This is a genomic window from Exiguobacterium sp. Leaf196 (genome assembly GCF_001423965.1).
In the GTDB taxonomy this organism is placed as follows: Bacteria; Bacillota; Bacilli; order Exiguobacteriales; family Exiguobacteriaceae; genus Exiguobacterium_A.
Genome location: NZ_LMPV01000009.1, coordinates 62427 through 81187, shown reverse-complemented (window position 1 = coordinate 81187; position 18761 = coordinate 62427). Strand labels below are relative to the sequence as shown.

17 protein-coding genes are annotated in these 18761 nt (G+C 47.9%); 16 read left to right on the top strand and 1 reads right to left on the bottom strand.

All coding sequences use genetic code 11. The features are described 5' to 3' along the window. The first annotated feature begins 90 nt into the window (after window positions 1-90). From ASG02_RS12275 to ASG02_RS12265, 3 genes are all read left to right on the top strand, one after another. Complete coding sequence (locus ASG02_RS12275; protein WP_056063849.1) at window positions 91-825, top strand: hypothetical protein; 735 nt, start codon at window positions 91-93, stop codon at window positions 823-825. Window positions 826-889: 64 nt separating this feature from the next. Continuing rightward, window positions 890-1339 (top strand): general stress protein, encoded by a 450-nt coding sequence (locus ASG02_RS12270; protein WP_035411135.1) that lies wholly within the window; start codon window positions 890-892, stop codon window positions 1337-1339. A gap of 28 nt (window positions 1340-1367) precedes the next feature. Continuing rightward, window positions 1368-1817, top strand: coding sequence for a universal stress protein (locus ASG02_RS12265; protein ID WP_056063846.1), 450 nt, complete (start codon window positions 1368-1370; stop codon window positions 1815-1817). 40 nt (window positions 1818-1857) lie between these two features. Here ASG02_RS12265 and ASG02_RS12260 read toward each other — a convergent pair whose 3' ends face one another. Further along, complete coding sequence (locus ASG02_RS12260) at window positions 1858-2049, bottom strand: hypothetical protein (RefSeq protein WP_035411129.1); 192 nt, start codon at window positions 2047-2049, stop codon at window positions 1858-1860. Window positions 2050-2183: 134 nt separating this feature from the next. On the opposite strand from ASG02_RS12260, the gene ASG02_RS12255 reads away from it, so the two are divergent. The 13 genes from ASG02_RS12255 to galE all read left to right on the top strand — a co-directional run bounded on the left by ASG02_RS12255 (window position 2184) and on the right by galE (window position 18752). Continuing rightward, a complete protein-coding gene (locus ASG02_RS12255) occupies window positions 2184-2627 on the top strand; it encodes a MarR family winged helix-turn-helix transcriptional regulator (protein WP_035411126.1) in 444 nt (147 codons plus the stop codon). A gap of 31 nt (window positions 2628-2658) precedes the next feature. Then, a complete protein-coding gene (locus tag ASG02_RS12250; RefSeq protein WP_056063844.1) occupies window positions 2659-5325 on the top strand; it encodes an MMPL family transporter in 2667 nt (888 codons plus the stop codon). A gap of 84 nt (window positions 5326-5409) precedes the next feature. Continuing rightward, the gene (locus ASG02_RS12245; RefSeq protein ID WP_056063841.1) at window positions 5410-6258 is read left to right on the top strand and encodes an MBL fold metallo-hydrolase; all 849 of its coding nucleotides are present in this window, start codon (window positions 5410-5412) and stop codon (window positions 6256-6258) included. Between the two features lie 313 nt (window positions 6259-6571). Beyond that, the gene (locus tag ASG02_RS12240) at window positions 6572-7276 is read left to right on the top strand and encodes a hypothetical protein (RefSeq protein WP_035411117.1); all 705 of its coding nucleotides are present in this window, start codon (window positions 6572-6574) and stop codon (window positions 7274-7276) included. Between the two features lie 110 nt (window positions 7277-7386). Continuing rightward, complete coding sequence (locus tag ASG02_RS12235) at window positions 7387-8547, top strand: ROK family transcriptional regulator (RefSeq protein WP_056063838.1); 1161 nt, start codon at window positions 7387-7389, stop codon at window positions 8545-8547. A 222-nt stretch (window positions 8548-8769) separates the two neighbouring features. After that, window positions 8770-9252 (top strand): hypothetical protein, encoded by a 483-nt coding sequence (locus ASG02_RS12230; protein ID WP_035411111.1) that lies wholly within the window; start codon window positions 8770-8772, stop codon window positions 9250-9252. Window positions 9253-9281: 29 nt separating this feature from the next. Beyond that, on the top strand, window positions 9282-10592 hold the full coding sequence (locus tag ASG02_RS12225) for an ABC transporter substrate-binding protein (RefSeq protein WP_056063835.1): 1311 nt from the start codon (window positions 9282-9284) through the stop codon (window positions 10590-10592). A 72-nt stretch (window positions 10593-10664) separates the two neighbouring features. Next, window positions 10665-11627 (top strand): carbohydrate ABC transporter permease, encoded by a 963-nt coding sequence (locus tag ASG02_RS12220; RefSeq protein WP_035411105.1) that lies wholly within the window; start codon window positions 10665-10667, stop codon window positions 11625-11627. A 13-nt stretch (window positions 11628-11640) separates the two neighbouring features. After that, window positions 11641-12426 (top strand): carbohydrate ABC transporter permease, encoded by a 786-nt coding sequence (locus tag ASG02_RS12215; RefSeq protein ID WP_035411101.1) that lies wholly within the window; start codon window positions 11641-11643, stop codon window positions 12424-12426. Window positions 12427-12451: 25 nt separating this feature from the next. Next, a complete protein-coding gene (locus ASG02_RS12210) occupies window positions 12452-14446 on the top strand; it encodes a beta-galactosidase (protein WP_056063834.1) in 1995 nt (664 codons plus the stop codon). A gap of 14 nt (window positions 14447-14460) precedes the next feature. Then, on the top strand, window positions 14461-16584 hold the full coding sequence (locus ASG02_RS12205; protein ID WP_056063829.1) for an alpha-galactosidase: 2124 nt from the start codon (window positions 14461-14463) through the stop codon (window positions 16582-16584). Beyond that, window positions 16581-17753, top strand: coding sequence for a galactokinase (locus tag ASG02_RS12200; RefSeq protein ID WP_056063824.1), 1173 nt, complete (start codon window positions 16581-16583; stop codon window positions 17751-17753). Before ASG02_RS12205 ends, ASG02_RS12200 begins: the two co-directional genes overlap by 4 nt. Continuing rightward, a complete protein-coding gene (gene galE, locus ASG02_RS12195) occupies window positions 17754-18752 on the top strand; it encodes a UDP-glucose 4-epimerase GalE (RefSeq protein WP_056063821.1) in 999 nt (332 codons plus the stop codon). The last annotated feature ends 9 nt before the right edge of the window (window positions 18753-18761 follow it).

Genomic DNA, 18761 nt, shown 5'->3' with positions numbered 1-18761 from the left:
ATTTGGCAACAGAACAAAGCGACATTTTAGTTTTTCGGACTCCTACAGCGGGAATTAAATAACAGACTGAACGAGGAGGTGAAAAGGGACGTGCAGTATTTAACATTTTTACGCTTGATGAATGTAGGAGCATTCCTCTTTGCAATGCTAGCACGCGTCGTTTGGCAACAGCCGATGACCATTCTTAAGTTACCTCTTGTTCCTGCACCATTCTTTGACGCCATTGCCGGTGTTGTGTTTACGACATTATTGATTTGGTGTATTCGACCGGTACGTGCCTTCCCTGCGGATCGAGAACTGATTGAAGATATCGGAGGGTGGCTTGCATTATCACTCGTGACGCTTGGAATCAGTAGTATGAGTGGCCCCCCTTGGGAACTCGTCTCGACGACGATTTCTTTCATCAGCCTTTGCTTAGTCTATATGAAAATTCAACACCATCCCCGGCGTTCGCCGTGGATGCGCTCTCCAGTTTCAGTGTTGCTTGCCTGGATCAGTACGATGCTATTGATTTTACCATTTCGGATCTTATCGGATTTTCAGTTCACTTCTCTATTCAGTCTTTCCGAACGCCAATGGAGCACGAGTGCGCTCGCACTAGCTGTTATCGGTGGACTCCTGTTCATCGCAATCCATTCAGATTGGGTATTTGGTCTCGCACTCATCTGGTATTTAGCTGGGCTATTGTTTAACGAACGTCTCGTTCTCTTGCAACAGATCGTAGCGGGAATTGGCATAATGTGTGTTTTACTCCTATGTTATTACGTCTTTCAGAAACGTCAACGTCTTTTTCGACAGCATTCACCTAAGTCTTCTTCGTCCTAGTTATGTTTTAGGTGAATTTGGGGTATATCCCATATAGCTGTTATAAAAGGGGGAGGCGTGCATCATGGGGAAAAAACAATGGATTGGTGTCTATCAGAATGAAACGGATTTAATTCGTAAGATCGAGGATTTACATTTTGCAGGTTATCTAGAAGAGGATCTATATATCGTGTTGCAAGACAAGACTGATATGGCGATGTTACGTGGGCAATCGGCGGCGCAACTCGTCTCTGGAAAACGGACGCTGTTTGAGCGGTTTACAGGCAAACCAGCTTCGGCTGAGGAAATTCAAACTGCTTTTACGGAACTTGGATTGCCGGAGGCAGATATTCGGCAACACGTCTTACGTGTCCAGCAAGGCGATTATGTCCTGTTGGCAGACGAAGCAGGGGCTTCTCGTCCTGCGCCGGAACCAAAAAGTATTCTGGAAACAGAGCCAGAGGGAATCGAAGCGGAACGAAAACTTGATCACGAAAACCGTGCCCTTGAAAATGAAAATGATCGGATGTTGTAAGAGAGTCGTGCGGAAAGGATGAATCTTGATGGAGAGCCAATATCATACGATTTTGGTAGCAGTCGACGGATCAGAGACAGCAGATTTAGCATTTGAGAAGGCAGTGAAATTTGCCAAACTTGATCATGCTAAACTCGTCATCGCCCATGTCATCGATATTCAGACGTTTGCTAACGTACGTGCCAATAAACGTTTCATTGATCAAAACGTTACCGAATATGCACAAGAATTGCTCGATCGTTACGAAAAGCGGGCACGAGAAGCAGGTGTCGAGACAGTTGAGCTGATCATCGAAAATGGCTCTCCGAAAACACTGATTCCAAAGGTCATCGCACCACGCGTTGGTGCGGGTCTGATCGTCTGCGGAGCAGTCGGGATGAATGCGATGGAACGAATCATGATTGGGAGTGTTTCTGAAAACATTTCCCGTTATGCAAAATGCGATATCTATATCGTCCGTCCGAAAACCTTGAAGTGACATAAAACAGCACACATCGGCTGATGTGTGCTGTTTTATGTCACGTTAGAAAGTAATAGAAAATGCCTAATAAAATCAGAATGATCGGGAGAAAAATGAAATACATCCAAGACATATTTTTTGCCGAAGTCTTGTGATCGTACTGCTCTTCTGCTGGTTGCTTAGCAATCCGCAACGTAAAGATGAGTCCGACGAGACAAATGACTAATGCGATCCAAAATAAAGTCAACATAAGCATGCTCCTCTCTTCTTTTATCATACAGAAAATGGTCATGTTCTGCAGTGGTGAGTTGTGACAGTTTAAAGTTGACAACGTACTAGTTGAGGGGCTAAACTAACTTCATAAGTTTAGGGGGTAAACTAAAAATGAAAGATAATTTACGTGAAGCAGTCCTCCTGTTCGAAGAAGTCATGATCCATGGAACTGAACGTGTGCTGAAGTCAGTCGAAGCGCCTGTTTGGCAAATGTATTCACCGGAACAACTCCATGTGTTGAAGCTCGTTGGAAAATACGGACCAATCTCATCGGGGCGTCTCGCGGCAGTACAGGGCGTACATAAAAGCGCCATTTCCAATCGGCTGAAAAAGTTGACGGAAAAAGGACTTGTCATCGTCGAACGCCGAGAAGATGATCACCGAACGAAGTACATCTCGTTGACCGAAGCAGGACGATTGGTTGCGACAGAGGCGGAGCAAGAAATCTATACGTATCTCGAAAGTTTGATTGAAGGAAAGGTCGAGGAAGAAGAAATCATCCAGTTCATCGAAACCTTTAAGAAAATCAAAGAGATTCTGCAGTTGAACGTCTAAAGACAGAATAGAAGGAAGAGGAGAATCAGACATGCGACAAATCGTCAAATGGCGCTGGGCAATTCTTGCATTATTGCTCATCGTCACAGTAGGTTTACTATTTACGGCACCAAACTTGGCAAAACAAGCAGAGGACGCAGGGGCGATTCAGCTTGCGAATAACGCTGACTCACAGCGGGCAGCAGATATTTTAGAAAAAGCGGGAGCAAGTGAAGAAACGATCTCTCTTGTTATTCCGCTCAAAGACAAAGTCAGCGATGCTGATCGAAAGTCGATTGGGAAAATCGTTAAAGATTTAGAAGCACTCGATCGTCCGGTCACGGATGTGCTGAATCCGTTTGAAAACAAAGAGACGGAAGGACAGCTCGTCTCAAAAGATCAAAAGACAGTCCTTGTGCCGATCACGGTCGACGGTTCGCAAGAAGAAATCGTCAAACTGGCAAAACAAATTCGGACAGATCTCTTGCCAAAGGATCAAACGATTTATCTAACGGGTGAAGCGCTAATCAACGATGACGTCAATACAAGCTCACAAGAAGGGTTGAAGCGGACGGAACTGATTACCGTCGGGTTGATTTTCGGACTACTTCTGCTCGTCTTCCGTTCCATCGTCACACCGTTCGTACCACTTGTGGCAGTGGGCTTTACGTACCTGATCAGCCAATCACTCGTCGCCTTTTTCGTCGACTGGTTCGGATTCCCGGTATCGAACTATACGCAAATCTTCCTCGTTGCCATCCTATTTGGGATTGGGACGGATTACTGTATCTTGCTACTGAGCCGGTATAAGGAAGAATTGACGGCAGGACACGATGTCGAGACAGCGATCGTCAACACGTATAAGACAGCAGGGCGTACGTTACTAATCAGTGGTCTTGCTGTTCTTGTCGGTTTCTCAGCGATTGGGTTTGCGGACTTCCCAATCTTCAAATCATCGGTCGCTGTTGCGGTTGGGATTGCCGTCCTCTTACTCGTCTTATTTACACTTGTCCCCTTCTTCATGGCGACACTCAAAGAAAAATTATTCTGGCCGTCAAAGAAGGCAGCGAGTCACCAAGATAGCAAACTGTGGTCACATTATGGTGGGTTATCGATCCGTCGTCCTTTACTTGCGATGATCATCGTTGCGATCATCACGGTCCCGACACTCTTTACGTACGATGATGACCTCTCGTTTAATACCGTCGATGAGATTGGTGCGAAGTATGATACGGTCAAAGGACTGAATGCGATCTCGGATGGATTTGGAGCAGGTGAGTCGCTCCCGGTCAATGTCATTCTTAAGAGCGACAAAGATTTGATTACAGAAAAGACAGTTCCTTATGCGGAACAGTTGAGTCGTGAGCTCGTGAAAATCGACGGGGTCAAATCGGTTCGTTCGATTTCTCGTCCGACAGGCGAAATCATTAATGACTTCTACGTCGATCGTCAATTAAAACAAGTTGCTTCCGGCATGAAGAAAGCAACCGCCGGTCTTACGGACGTTCAGTCTGGTCTGACGACAGTTGAAGACAATCTCAACGGTATTACAGGACAACTACCGGCAGGAGACTCGGCTTCAGCAGGAGCAAGTCAGTTGCAACAAGCAGCAGACGGACTTGGACAGATCAACCAACAGTTGACGCTCGTCGGTCAAGGTCTGCAATCGACTCAAAATATCCCGCAAACCATTGGGACATTAAATGCCTTGTCTGGTCAATTGAGCCAAGTTCAAGCTGGCATCAGTCAAGCAGCAAGTGGAATAGCCTCACAAGGAGCACAAGCCGGTCAACTTGGAAGTGGGCTGACACAACTTGCGGATGGTGTTGGTCAAGCAAACACAGGGCTTGCGAAAATTAGTAATGGTCTAGATGACATCTCGAATTTGTTAACCGAGATGGGACAAGCGACATCGATCCGTGGGACAGGTGTGTTCGTGCCAAAAGATACGTTATCGGACAAGGCCTTTAAGCCAGCAATTGACCGTTACGCGATTGATCAGCAAACCGGATTGAAGTTTGAAGTCATTCTCGAAGATGATCCGTATTCACCAGAAGCGATTCAAACCGTCGCTGCAATCAAAAAGACGACAGCGAATACGATTAAAGGGACACCGTTTGAAGACAGCACTGTCGCATATGGCGGGATTTCAAGCGTCAACAGTGACTTGAATGATACGTCGAAAGCCGATTTCAAACGAACAGTGACCGTCATGTTGATCAGTCTCTTTGTGATTTTAGCGATCATGTTCCGTTCGTTGATCATGCCATTGTTCATGATTGGTTCGTTATTGCTGACGTATTATACGTCGGTGTCGATCGCTGAGCTGATCTTCGTCAACGGTCTCGGATATGACGGCATCAGTTGGGCTGTTCCGTTCTTCGGATTCGTCATGTTGATTGCCCTTGGTATCGATTATTCGATCTTCCTACTCGATCGTTTCCGCGAAGAGACGATCAAGGGACTCGATACGAAGGAAGCGATGTTCCTGTCGATGAAAAAGATGGGATCTGTCATCATCACGGCAGCGATCATTCTTGCAGGAACCTTCGGAGCGATGATGCCGTCTGGTGTCTTGAGTCTCGTTCAAATCGCGACGATTGTCATCACAGGTCTACTTTTGTATGGACTAATCGTCTTACCACTCTTGATTCCAGCGATTACAGTTTCGTTTGGTAAAGGGGTCTGGTGGCCGTTTCGATCAAATGCCAAAAAATAAGAACTAATCAAACCGGATTCGTCTTCTAGATGAATCCGGTTTTTTCATGACGTATACTAAGAGCAGAGTATAAGGAGGTAGAACATGCAACACTTCAAACAACTGACTTCACGGATTTGGTATCAGACACCGGTCAGCGAGACGGATCGCCCGATTCTCGCCGTCGTGCGTGGGGAGAAGCATCAATTGATGATTGACGCAGGAAACTCATCAGCCCATGCCGCTTTGTTTTTAGAAGAAATGAAAAAACACAATCTTGGATCACCTGACTTATTGGCCCTGACCCACTGGCACTGGGATCATATTTTTGGGATGAAACATCTCCGTCTGCCATCGATGGCAACACAGCAAACAATCACCCGCATGAAAGAGGTGCAACCATACGCTTGGACGGATGCAGCGTTACAAGAACGAATGGATCAAGGGATCGAGATTCCGTTTTGTGCGGATGCGATCAAGCTCGAGTTTGGTACGACACGCGATATTGAAGTCGTTTTACCGACGATTGGCTTTACTGGACAATTGGAAATTGACTTAGGTGGCGTGCAGTGCCAACTGATTGAAGTCGAAAATGATCATTCTCCTGGTAGCCTACTCGTCTACATTCCGGAAGAACGCGTCGTGTTCTTAGGAGACGCGATGTATGCTGATATCTTTTCATCGAAGTGGAATTATACGGTCGAACGGACGACGCGCTTATTAGCGGCAATCGATCGTTTAGAAGCCGATTATTATGTCTGGTCGCATGGAGAAGCGATGTCGAAGTCTGAATTTGAAGAAGAGGTCAACATGTTGCGTCGAGCCATTCGTGTAACGGAAGCGACCGGAGGACGACTGAAGGATATGCGGATCTTATATGCAGAAGAGACAGGACGATCGTTGACGGAAGACGAAACCGAAACATTGATCTATTTTGCAAATGGAGTGAAATGACAGATCGTAACAAGGGATAAAATGGAGGACGTCGAAATAAAAAAGTACTACGAGCTTGTTAAAGGGAGCGGTACTATATGACAAAGCCAAAATTCGAACGGGATGAAACCATCGATCGCGTTTTTTTTGGAAAAGCGGGCATCTTTTCATTTTTGGTTATCGTTGGAGGCATTCTATATCTACTATATGATCTGTACGTACAATGATCGGAACGCATGCGTTCCGATTTTTTGAATTCAGGGGAGTGCACGAAAACCAGATATTGGGTAATAACTTGCGTGAGACTGTTAGTGAAAGTGAGAGGAGATGTCGGATGAAACGAATTCAAATTGCGGATTTTGATCGACGCATGCCATCGATTGAATTGGTCGAAAAGGATGATCACTATGAAGCGATGCTTGTACCGAGTTATGACCATACGTATCCTTCGACACAAATCCGGACGATCCGCTTAGCGGATATCTCCGTCAATCTGTTTGTCACCCCGGAAGAAACACTACTTGTTTCTGCGCTTTTTCATAAACCGGTTCAAGTGACGGATATCGTTTCCTGGATGCAGTTGTATACGATTAGTTTTGCCCAGTCGGATGAGACTGGTTATTTCGTCGAACAAGCGGATGAAATTTTAGAAGTCGTCTTGTATCAGAAACATCCGATCGTCATCGCGACACGTGGTCAAGATCGATTGTATTACGATACGACGGGAGCAATCGAGGTCCGGCGGGCGACGAATGAATCGGTCGGCGAGCGTCCCTTGCTTTATTTGAACGGGGAAGCCTGGTATGGTGTCCCGCGCTTGTCGTTCAATCGAATGAAGGATGAGCTGCACGTCAATGGAACGTTTTTATATGCGGACTATATGGACGCACACCATGGAAAAATCGGTTTCTTTCGCGAGAATGATCCCTCTCTACCAATCGTTTTGCTCGTCGGTCAGGCAATCGTTGAGATCGAACTGACCGAGAATCCGGATGGTTCACGCGTCCTGATTTTAGAACAACCATATGACGAAGCATGAAAGTGCACAAAAACCGTTCAGCAGATGAACGGTTTTTAAGTGAGACCGTGAAATCCCTTACAAAATATGCGAAGATAGTAAAGAGACAGACCAAAGGGGTTGATGGGGACATGGCGAAAGAAACACCGCGTAATTCTAAATGGATGCGTTCCTATAATCGGGCACTCGTCTTGCGACTGATTCGGATGCATCAACCGATTTCGCGGGTTGAGTTAGCACAACGGACGAACTTAACGAAGCCGACGGTATCGAACATCGTCAGTGAATTGATTGCAGAACAACTCGTGACGGAGCGAGAGCTTGGGATATCAAATGGGGGACGAAAACCGATCATGCTCGAACTCGTCGCAACAGAGCAATACGTCATCGGCATCGATGCGACAAGTCACCAATTCATCGGAGTCGTCGCGGATTTAAGTGGTAATACGATTCATGAGTCCGAAGCCGTGGGACGTTTTGAGACGAATGAAGAATTGATTGAAGCGATTGGTCGATTATGCGAGACCTTGATTGCACAGACACAAGGACGGGGAACGATTCACGGTATCGGGATCTCCGTCCACGGGATGGTCAATCCGGAGACAGGTGTCATCTTGTTTGCACCACGTTTCCACCTGCATGACGTTGAGTTGAAGGTACAACTTGAAGCACGCTTTGACTATCCTGTCTTCATCGAAAACGATGTTCGAGCACTCGCTTCGTTTGAGCTATTATTCGGTGAAGGTGTTGGGGTCGAACAATTCTTTTATCTCTATGCCGGGGAAGGCATCGGGGGTGCTTATGTGCTCGATGGACAGCTTGTCGACGGACAACATCATATTACGGGAGAGGTCGGACATATGCGTCTTGATCTCGATGGACCGATTTGTTCGTGTGGGAACAGAGGATGCCTAGAAGCATTAGCAGGCGAAAAAGCGTTGTTACGAGATTATGCTGTCGTGGATCCGCAAGTCATGACGATTGCTGATTTGCGCAAACGGTTAAACGAACGCGATGAACAAGCAGTTCGTACATATGAACGGGCGGGGGAATATATCGGAATCGGTGTCTTGAATACGATTCATCTCCTGAATCCACGCCGGATTTTACTTGGGGGACCGATGTTTGAGCTCGCACCCACGATCGTTGATCAAATCAAGGAACGGGTCGAGCACACGGCGTTGACCGCTGCTTCACGTGAAACCGATGTCAAGATGGTCCCGTGGGGTGAAAAACAAGGAGCACTCAGTGCGGCTGCCCTTGCGACAAATAGTTTATTTCAAACGATTTAATGAACCGATTCCGTGTCTTGCAAACTAGCAAGACACGGAATCGGTTTTGTTATTCAACAAATAATTTATTGAAACCGTTTACAAGTTAAAAACCAATGTGCTATAGTCGATATAAAGTTAGATAATAAATTTAATTTACTAAGTTCATGGTCAACTAAGTGGAGGTGGATGCAGGTTAGCAGGGGCTAATCAAGCTGAAGCAGGAAAGGGAGGCATCGCGCAATGGAACCACACGATCCATGGGTTTCGTACCGTGAAGCTTTCGGGCGTTACGGAGCAATCCGCGGTTTTTATTTTCATCGGTCAACGCAACAGATGACAGAACAGGGTCCAGGCGATGTCCCGACAGACGAGCAGGATATTGTGCTCGTCCGACCACGACGTGACGGTGTGTTTCAATTCCGGATGTCATCGGTACAAGGGGTCCTGACGATCCGTTCATCCGAGCTACACATTCGAAAAAATGAGAGCGGATACATTGAATTACGCGCACTCATGCAACACATGCGCTCTGCCGGTTGTTTGACGCTCGGTGGAGAGTTATATCTCTTCGTCCGACCGGACGTCGATACGCTGGCATACCGTCTTCGATTGATCGCCCGTGTATTGATTCAGCTACAGGGAATGCCGATTCAGACGAAGGTGATCGAAGAATGGTGCCGACAGGCACTAATCGAAGGGGAACACGCTAGACGATACGCTTGACTACTTACACATAAAAGGGGAGCTCTTACATGAAATTCAAAAAAACGAAACTCGTTGCTGCAGCATCAGTCCTAACATTATCCGCATTCCTCGCCGCTTGTGGTGGCGAAGACGAGCAACAAACGAAAACAAAAGACGGTAAGACGATCGTCACATGGTGGGGCTGGGCACCGCAACCAGAAGCGGGGAAAACTGTCGTTGATGCTTTCAATAAATCACAAGATAAATACGTCGTTCAATTCAAACGATACAGTGAAGACTACGAAAAACAATTACAGGTCGCGATGCTGTCAGGTAAAGGTCCAGACATCATCGGTCTGAAAGAACCGATGATTCAGCAGTACAAGGATCGCGTCGTACCGGTCGATTCGTACATGGATAAAGCAGCAGGTAAAGGATGGAAAGATAAGTTCGTTGAGCTCGGAATCGAACAAACAACGATTGACGGCAAACAATATGCAGTTCCAATTGGTTTCACAGGTCAAGCGTACTTGATGTACAACAAGACGATGCTTGATAAATACGGTGTGACACCACCGAAGAACTACAAAGAAACAGTCAGCGCAGTCAAGAAGATTAAAGACTCAGGCGATAAAGTCATCCCACTCATGCTCGGAGCAAAAGATGCATGGATTGACATCGATGTCTACAACGTCCTCAGCCACCAGGTCGCACCAGGTTACATTCAAAAAGTCCTCTCGGGTCAAGCAAAATGGACAGACGACGAAATGGTTAAAACAGCACAAGTCTGGCAAGATCTCTTCAAAGATAAAGTTTTCCAAGAAGGAGCGCTTGGTCTAGCGACATACAATGACGGGATGAACCAATTCTTTGATAAAAAAGCAGCGATGTGGGTCATCGGTTCATGGGAAGCACACTCGATGACAACAGCTGAGAAAAAAGACAAATGGAAAATCAAAGATGAACTCGGATTCGTTCCACTCCCGAACTTAGTAGGTGGAACAGAGCAACCGGTCATCGCATCGATCGATATGGCACTTGGTGTCAATAAAGAGTCGAAACAACAAGAAGGTGCAGCAGAGTTCATCGCCTTCATGAGTCAAGGAAAAGGACAAGAAGTCTACATGGGTGAGTTTGAAATGGCACCTGGTATCAAGGATGTCAAAGTCGATTCAGACGCTGCCTTCACATCTGAAGGCGAAAAAGAATCGTACAAGATGTTAAACGACACATTAGCAAAAGCGGTTGCTAGCCGTGGTATCCGAGATACGAAATTAAACGATATCCTCGGTAAGGAACTTCAAAACATCGCGACAGGACAAGATCCGAAAGAATCATTACAACGCGTTCAAGACGCAGCGGATCAATCAGCGAAATAAGACTCGACAGTGAAGTGGTACGCCTGCGTGCCACTTCCTGATTTTTGGACTTGAGGAAAGTGGGGAATCGATATGCAGACAGAGCGACAGGAATTGCCGATTAAACCAAAAGCAGAACCGCTCCAGCCGGTGGCGACACGCCCGCCCGCACCGAAGAAGAAAAAGAACATGAAGCGAAACATGGTCGGATGGGCCTTCGTTGCTCCGATCGTCTTGTTCGTCGTCAGCTTCATCTATTATGGGATTTTCTATAATGCCTATAACTCGTTCTTCTCGTGGGACGGGATTTCGTTTGACAAAGTATTCGTCGGACTCGACAACTATGCTGAGATGTTCCAAGATCCGGACTTCTATCTCTCGCTGAAGAACACATTCATCTTCACGATTTTGACCGTTTCGATTCAAGCTGGTATCGGTCTCGTCTTGGCGTACTTCCTGCATACACCGGGACCATTGCGGACGGCGATGAAGTCGGTCTTCTTCTTTCCGGTCGTCTTGAGTCCTGTCGTACTCGGTGCGGCATTCTCACAAATTTATGATTTCCAGTTTGGTTACATCAATGAGTTCCTCCGTGCGATTGGTCTCGGTAGCCTCGAGCAGAACTGGCTTGGTGATCCGGACATCGCGCTTTATTCCGTCATTGCGATTAACATCTTCCAGTGGACGGGTTCTTCGATGGTCATGTACTACATGGCAATGTTGACGATTGAGAAGGAAATCTTCGAAGCAGCAAAAATCGATGGAGCTGGATTCTTCCGGACACTGTGGAGCATCGTCTTCCCGAACTTGAAAGGAACGACGTTCACTCTGTCGATTCTCGGAGTTATCGGTGGTCTGAAGACGTTTGACTTAGTCTGGATCACGACAGCTGGTGGACCAGGATCGTCGACGGAGTTCATTTCGACATACCTATTCCGAAAATCGATGTTGCAACAGGAAGTTGGTTTCTCGAGTGCTGTTGCTATCATCCTACTGACGATCGCCTTGCTGATCACGTACTTCCAATTGCGTGTACAAAAGAAAATGGATAACTAAGGAGGAACGACCCATGGATGTAGAATCTAAAAAAAGCCGCTGGATGATTAACCTCGTATTGGCGCTTGCGTCAATCGTCTGGTTATTCCCAATTTTCGTCATGTTCAAAGAGAGTCTTCGCGTCAATGGATTCGATAACTATATTGCGACATTGCAAAACCCGAACTTCCCGACATTCGTCTTCAACAGTTTCTTTGTCGCTTTCTTCATGATCATCATCTCGATCACGATTTTGGCGTTCGCAGCGTTCGCTTTCTCGAAGCTTGAGTTTGCTGGAAAACGTCTTTTGTTCAACATGGTCCTTGCTGGACTCATGTTACCTGTTGCATCGATGATCGTACCCTTGTTCTTCACGCTTCGTTCATTTGACGGGCTGAACAACCACTGGGGACTGATCGGAGCGGAAGTTGCCTTCTTCTTACCATTCGGTCTGATGCTTATCAAAGGATACTTTGATGAATTGCCAAACGAATTGATGGAAGCAGCGTATATCGATGGTGCGACGATTCTTGAAGTCTTCTTCAAAGTCATGCTACCGCTCGCAAAACCAGCGCTCGCAACAGCTTTAATCTATGCGTTCCTTAACTCATGGAACGAGTACTTGATGGTTCTTACGTTCATGACCGACCCTGCTTATCAGACAGTCACGATGGCACCAAGTTTCTTCAAGGATGCGCTTGGCGGGGACCCAGGGAAAATCTACGCTTCACTTGTTTTGATCAGTTTACCGACGATGATCTTCTATATCTTCTTCCAACGTTTCTTCCAAAAAGGGATGACGGCGGGTGCAGTAAAATAATTGTTTTTGCGTAAGGGGGAGCACAATGTATTTAGGAGTCGATTATTATCCAGAACAAACACCACGAGCACTATGGGAGGAAGACTTCCGACTGATGAAGGAACTTGGTGTCAACGTCGTTCGTCTCGCAGAATTCGCTTGGTCGATGATGGAGCCGGAAGAAGGCGTCTATGACTTTAGTTTTTGGGATGACGTCATCGAACGTTTGAGTGCGGAAGGATTCGATATCGTACTCGGGACACCAACCGCGACACCACCTGCGTGGTTGTGTACGAAGTATCCAGAAATCTTACCGGTCGATGAGAACGGTGTGACGATCAGCTTTGGTGCTCGTCGCCATTATACGGTCCACAGCGAAACGTACCAACGACTATCCGTCAAGATCACGGAAGAGATGGCGAAACGATACGGTCAACATCCTCGTGTTATCGGGTGGCAAACGGATAATGAATATGGGCATGAGAAATCGGATCGTTCTTACGGTGATGTCGACCGCGCTGCTTTTCAGCGCTGGTTAGAGAACCGTTACGGAACGCTTGATGCTTTGAACGAAGCATGGGGAACCGTCTTCTGGAGTCAGACGTACACGGCGTGGGATCAAATCCCGGTACCGCGTAAAGTCTATCAGGAACATAACCCATCCCTGCTCGTCGACTTCGATCGTTTTTGTGCCGACGGCTATACGTACTACAACAAATTACAAGTCGATGTCTTACGTCGCTACATCCCAGAGAACGTCTTCATCACGCACAACCTCGTCTACAGTGACATGGCGGTCAATCAACAGCAAATGGCGCAAGATCTCGATTACGTCGCGTTCGATAACTACCCGGTCTGGGGTGGACTACCGGAGCCGAACCGGTTCGAGAAGATGGCAAGCGATCATGATCTTTGCCGCTCTTCGAAGCAAGGAAAAGGCTTCTGGGTCATGGAACAGTTGAGTGGCGCACAAGGCTGGAGTAAAATCGGTTACTTGCCACGACCAGGGCATATTCGTCTCTGGACGTATCAAGCAGTCGCGCGGGGAGCAGAAGCGATCGTCTACTTCCGATTCCGGGCTGCTCATTTTGGAACAGAGGAGTTCTGTCACGGCATCATCGATCATGATGGAAAACCGAAACGGAAATTCGAAGAAGTCAAACAGATCATGACGGAACTGAATACGTATGGCGATGAAATCAATGCGAGCCGTTACGACGCGAAGGTTGGTGTCTATTTCGATCAAGAAAACGTCTGGGCGTGGACGCATCAGCCGCACAGTGATGCGTTTGATTTTCGGACGGAGTTCGTCCGCTTCTATGGCGGAGCGGTTCGTCAACAAGTCGCAACCGACATCGTCTTCCCAGGTGATGATTTATCTCGTTATAAACTGATCATCGTTCCACTCTATTTCTTGACGAATCCTACGTTCGATGACGCCTTGATTGCGTACATGGAACAAGGCGGTCACGTCATCTTCACGTACCGGACAGGTGTCAAAGATGCACAAAATCATGTCGTACCGACAACGTTACCGGGTAAATTCGCACCGTATGCGGGTATTGAAATCGACGAATATGAGTCACTTCAATCCGTTCAGCAACATAAGGTGGCAGGTATCGGCGAGATGTCAGGACAATCCTCAACAGCGCGCCTCTGGTGTGACTTGATCACACCAACGACAGCAGAGACGCTTGCTGTCTATGAAGATACGTTCTACGAGGGTGTAGCGGCTGTGACGCGCAATGCCTATAAAGGAATGATTACCTACATCGGCTCATCGATTGATGATGCGATGATTGATACAATTTACCGTCAAGCGTTCACTGAGGCTGGCATCGAGATGATCGATGCTCCGGATCAAGTTGAAATCATTCGTCGTCACGGCGAACAACGCGATTTCCTCTTCTTGATGAACCATGACACGAAAGAAGCACGGGACGTCACGCTCGACGGAACATACCAAGCATTGACAAAGGAAGAGACATATCGTGGAACGGTCCGACTCGCACCACTCGAGACACTGATTCTGACGACGTAAGGAGGAAGAGAACCATGGCAATCTTTGAAGTAGCAGGACGTCGTTTCGTCGTCGAGGGGAAGCGGGTCGCTCACGTCGTGACGGTCGGTGCGAACGGTAAGCTGATTCACACCTATTTCGGTGCCAAGTTACCGTACCGGGATGATTATGAAGCATTACCGAGTCCGGTCGTCGCACACAGTTCGTTTGAATCACCAGACGGCGTTGCGACGTATGATTTCGTACCATTCGGCGAGATGTTGTACACGGAGCCAACTTTGAAATCGGAACGAGAGGACGGACAACGGATTCACCAGTTCCAGTTTGAACGCTCCGAGCAGACAGAAACGAAACTGACATTGTGGCTTTTTGATCCGTTGCAGGAGATGCGTGTCGGAGTGCAATATGAACTGTTTGTCGATTACGACATCATTGGTCGTTCGATTGTCGTCGAAAATACAGGACGATTACCTGTTCGTTTAACAGCAGCCCAGTCCTTCGCAATGGGACGTTGGCATCAACCGAATTTAAAACTGCATCACTTCGCTGGGATGTGGACAGGTGAGTTCAAGAAACAAATCACACCGGTGACACCAGGACGCCAGACGATTGAAAGTCGGCGCGGGGTGACGAGTCATCAAGCGAATCCTTGGTTCGCACTCGAGCAGGATGCGACAGAAGACGGCGGTGAAGTCGTTTACGGACATTTTGCCTATTCGGGCAACTGGGCGATTCACGTCGAACAAGATGCGTTTGGTTTCGTTCAGCTATCGGGTGGCATGAATCCGTTTGATTTCAGTTGGAAACTATCACATCAACAACAGTTGACGACACCGACGTTCTACATCGGGTATGCGGACGGTTTCGCAGATATGAGCGCCCATGCGCATGCGTTCCAACGTGATGTCATCATGCCGCGTGCGACTGATCGTCCAGTTCTCTATAATTCATGGGAAGCGACCTATTTCGATGTGACGGAATCTGGTCAACGTGAACTCGTCGATCTTGCAGCAGGAATCGGCTGTGAACTGTTTGTCGTCGATGACGGTTGGTTCGGTGAACGCCATTCCGATCAAGCGGGACTCGGGGACTGGCAAGTCAATCGGGAAAAGTTTCCGAACGGTCTAGAGCCTTTGATCTCATATGTGAAACAACAAGGGTTACAGTTCGGGCTATGGGTCGAACCGGAGATGGTCAATCCGGATTCTGATCTATACCGGGCGCATCCGGATTGGATTTATCATGCACGGGATGCGGTTCGGACGACGTCACGGAATCAATACGTCTTAAATCTAGGATTACCAGAAGTTGAGCAATTCATTCTCGAGATGATGGATGACTTGCTGACGCGTCACGCGATCGACTACATCAAATGGGACATGAACCGTGCCTTCTCGGAACCGGGTGTTCCAAAAGACCAGACGGATCGCCAACAGGAATTATGGAAACGTCACGTCGATGCATTGTACCGGATCTTTGATGAATTGCGTCGCTTGCATCCGGCGGTCGACTTCGAAGCCTGTGCCGGTGGTGGCGGACGAATTGATCTCGGGATCCTCGCACGGACGGAGCAAGTCTGGACAAGTGATAACACGGATCCACTCGATCGCTTACAAATTCAGCATGACTTCTCTTACGCTTATAACGCGAAGATGATGAGCTGCTGGGTAACGGACGGACCGAACTGGTTAAATGGACGCAACGTGCCACTTGCGACACGCTTCGTCTCCTCGATGCAAGGAACGCTCGGGATCGGTGGTAACTTAAGCGAGTGGTCGACGGATGAGTTAGCGGAAGCAAAAGGCTGGATCGAGACCTATCAAGCGATTCGTCCGACAATCCAACGCGGCATCCAGTACCGTCTTTCATCCTTCACACAACAGACACCAAGCGTCATGCAGTATACATCGGAAGAAGAAACAGTCTTGCTCGCGATCGCGCCACTTCGGCAATACGGAATACATCAGTATCACTTCAAGCTAAAAGGACTCGACCCAACAATGCGCTACCAAGTCGAGGACCGGACGTTAAGCGGTGCCTACTTGATGCAACAAGGCTTGACGTTCTCATACACGACGGATTATGAAGCCCGCTGTCTGCGGATTCAGCCGGTCCATCGTGCGCTCTCACTACTCGAATCAAAGGAGACGATCGTATGACAGACCAGACGTTAGAAGCACAATTTGAACAGCGGTTTGGCTCACCGTCGACGCATCGCTTTTTTGCCCCAGGTCGGATCAATTTAATCGGTGAGCATACGGATTACAATGGCGGTCACGTCTTTCCGTGCGCGTTAACGTTCGGTACACACGCGATCGCGCGAAAACGAGACGATCAACGTTTCCGCTTCTACTCGCTGAATTTTGAGCAGGACGGCATCATCGAAGTCGCACTCGAAGAACTGGCGTATGACGCGACGCACGGTTGGGCGAACTATGCGAAGGGTATGGTTTCAGTCCTACAGGAAGCAGGATACCAGATCAATACAGGATGCGACATCTTGATTCAAGGTGACATCCCGAACGGAGCCGGTCTTTCATCATCCGCTTCACTTGAACTCGTCATCGGAGTCTTGCTCGATCGATTGTATGGATTAGACATTCCACGTCTTGATCTCGTTCGGTTTGGTCAACAGGTCGAAAACCGTTATATCGGCGTCAATAGTGGTATCATGGATCAATTTGCGATCGGTATGGGGAAAGCGGGAGCGGGATTGTTGCTCGATTGTGAAACGCTCGACTATACGTATGCTCCACTCGATTTGACGGGATATACGATCATCATCATGAATACGAACAAACGCCGTGAACTGGCAGATTCGAAATATAATGAACGCCGGGCGGAATGTGAGGCAGCACTCGCTTATCTCAATCAGTTCACATTACGGGAAACGCTTGGACAATGGACGACGTCAGAATTCACGAAAGTCGCATGGGAAGACGAACGTTTGATGCGTCGCGCCCGACACGCGATTTCAGAAAATGAACGAACGCTTCAGGCACTAGCGGCACTCGAAGCGGGAGAACTGAAGACATTCGGTCAGTTGATGAATGCGTCACACGTCTCGTTACGCGAAGATTATGAAGTGACAGGGATTGAACTCGATACACTCGTCGAAGCCGCTTGGGAGCAACCGGGCGTGCTCGGCGCGCGGATGACAGGTGCTGGTTTTGGTGGCTGTGCGATTGCAATCGTCGAAGACGAGGCAGTCGACGCGTTCAAACAAGCTGTCGGCGAACAATATGAAGCAAGGATCGGTTACCCAGCGACGTTCTATACGGCGACGGTCGGTGACGGAGCACGTGAAATCGAACGGGAGGTCATCTAAATGGCAACTTTAGTCGTAGGTGGAGCTGGTTATATCGGCTCCCATGCTGTCTATCAATTGATTGATGCCGGAAAGGATGTCGTCGTCATCGACCATCTGCAGTCCGGTCACCGTGAAGCGGTTCATCCGCGGGCACGTCTATATGAAGGAGACATACGCGATCGTGCTTTTCTCGATCGCGTCTTTACGGAAGAGACGATTGAGCAGGTCATCCATTTCGCTGCTTTTTCACTCGTTGGCGAGTCGATGACGGAACCATTACGCTACTTTGATAACAACGTTTACGGGACACAAGTGTTGCTCGAAGCGATGATTGCCCATGACATTAAACAGATCGTCTTTTCTTCGACGGCAGCCACATACGGTGAACAGGAGCAGATGCCGATTCTCGAAACAGCAGAAACGTGTCCGACGAATGCCTATGGTGAGACGAAGTTGATGATGGAGAAGATGATGCGATGGTCTGAACAAGCATATGGCTTACGTTATGTCGCATTACGTTACTTCAACGTTGCCGGTGCGCGCGTAACAGGAGAAATCGGGGAAGATCATACGCCGGAAACCCATCTAATCCCGCTCGTCCTCGAAGTTGCCAACCGACAACGGTCAGAAATTTCGATCTATGGCGATGATTATCCAACGCCTGACGGTACCTGTATTCGTGATTACATCCATGTCGAGGACTTGATCGACGCCCATATGCGAGCACTTGATTATTTGGCTGATGGAAACGAGAGTACGGTCTTTAACCTCGGTTCAAGCCAAGGGTTTTCAGTTCGGGAAATCATTGAAGCAGCCCGTCGCGTGACGGGACATCCGATTCCAGAACGGATCATTGAACGTCGTGCAGGGGATCCGAGTATCTTAATCGCCGGATCTGCCAAAGCAAAAGAAGTTCTCGGCTGGACACCACAACGTACCGACATCGAAACGATCATCCGTGATGCTTGGAATTGGCATGCGCACAATCCAGAAGGGTACCGGACGAGCGTTCGTTAATAGAGAGAC

Bases quoted from the DNA above. Each gene is read 5' to 3' on its own strand.
- ASG02_RS12270 (WP_035411135.1), top strand. From the start codon at position 890: ATGGGGAAAAAACAATGGATTGGTGTCTATCAGAATGAAACGGATTTA.
- ASG02_RS12265 (WP_056063846.1), top strand. From the start codon at position 1,368: ATGGAGAGCCAATATCATACGATTTTGGTAGCAGTCGACGGATCAGAG.
- ASG02_RS12260 (WP_035411129.1), bottom strand. From the start codon at position 2,049: ATGTTGACTTTATTTTGGATCGCATTAGTCATTTGTCTCGTCGGACTC.
- ASG02_RS12255 (WP_035411126.1), top strand. From the start codon at position 2,184: ATGAAAGATAATTTACGTGAAGCAGTCCTCCTGTTCGAAGAAGTCATG.
- ASG02_RS12250 (WP_056063844.1), top strand. From the start codon at position 2,659: ATGCGACAAATCGTCAAATGGCGCTGGGCAATTCTTGCATTATTGCTC.
- ASG02_RS12245 (WP_056063841.1), top strand. From the start codon at position 5,410: ATGCAACACTTCAAACAACTGACTTCACGGATTTGGTATCAGACACCG.
- ASG02_RS12240 (WP_035411117.1), top strand. From the start codon at position 6,572: ATGAAACGAATTCAAATTGCGGATTTTGATCGACGCATGCCATCGATT.
- ASG02_RS12235 (WP_056063838.1), top strand. From the start codon at position 7,387: ATGGCGAAAGAAACACCGCGTAATTCTAAATGGATGCGTTCCTATAAT.
- ASG02_RS12230 (WP_035411111.1), top strand. From the start codon at position 8,770: ATGGAACCACACGATCCATGGGTTTCGTACCGTGAAGCTTTCGGGCGT.
- ASG02_RS12225 (WP_056063835.1), top strand. From the start codon at position 9,282: ATGAAATTCAAAAAAACGAAACTCGTTGCTGCAGCATCAGTCCTAACA.
- ASG02_RS12220 (WP_035411105.1), top strand. From the start codon at position 10,665: ATGCAGACAGAGCGACAGGAATTGCCGATTAAACCAAAAGCAGAACCG.
- ASG02_RS12215 (WP_035411101.1), top strand. From the start codon at position 11,641: ATGGATGTAGAATCTAAAAAAAGCCGCTGGATGATTAACCTCGTATTG.
- ASG02_RS12210 (WP_056063834.1), top strand. From the start codon at position 12,452: ATGTATTTAGGAGTCGATTATTATCCAGAACAAACACCACGAGCACTA.
- ASG02_RS12205 (WP_056063829.1), top strand. From the start codon at position 14,461: ATGGCAATCTTTGAAGTAGCAGGACGTCGTTTCGTCGTCGAGGGGAAG.
- ASG02_RS12200 (WP_056063824.1), top strand. From the start codon at position 16,581: ATGACAGACCAGACGTTAGAAGCACAATTTGAACAGCGGTTTGGCTCA.
- galE (WP_056063821.1), top strand. From the start codon at position 17,754: ATGGCAACTTTAGTCGTAGGTGGAGCTGGTTATATCGGCTCCCATGCT.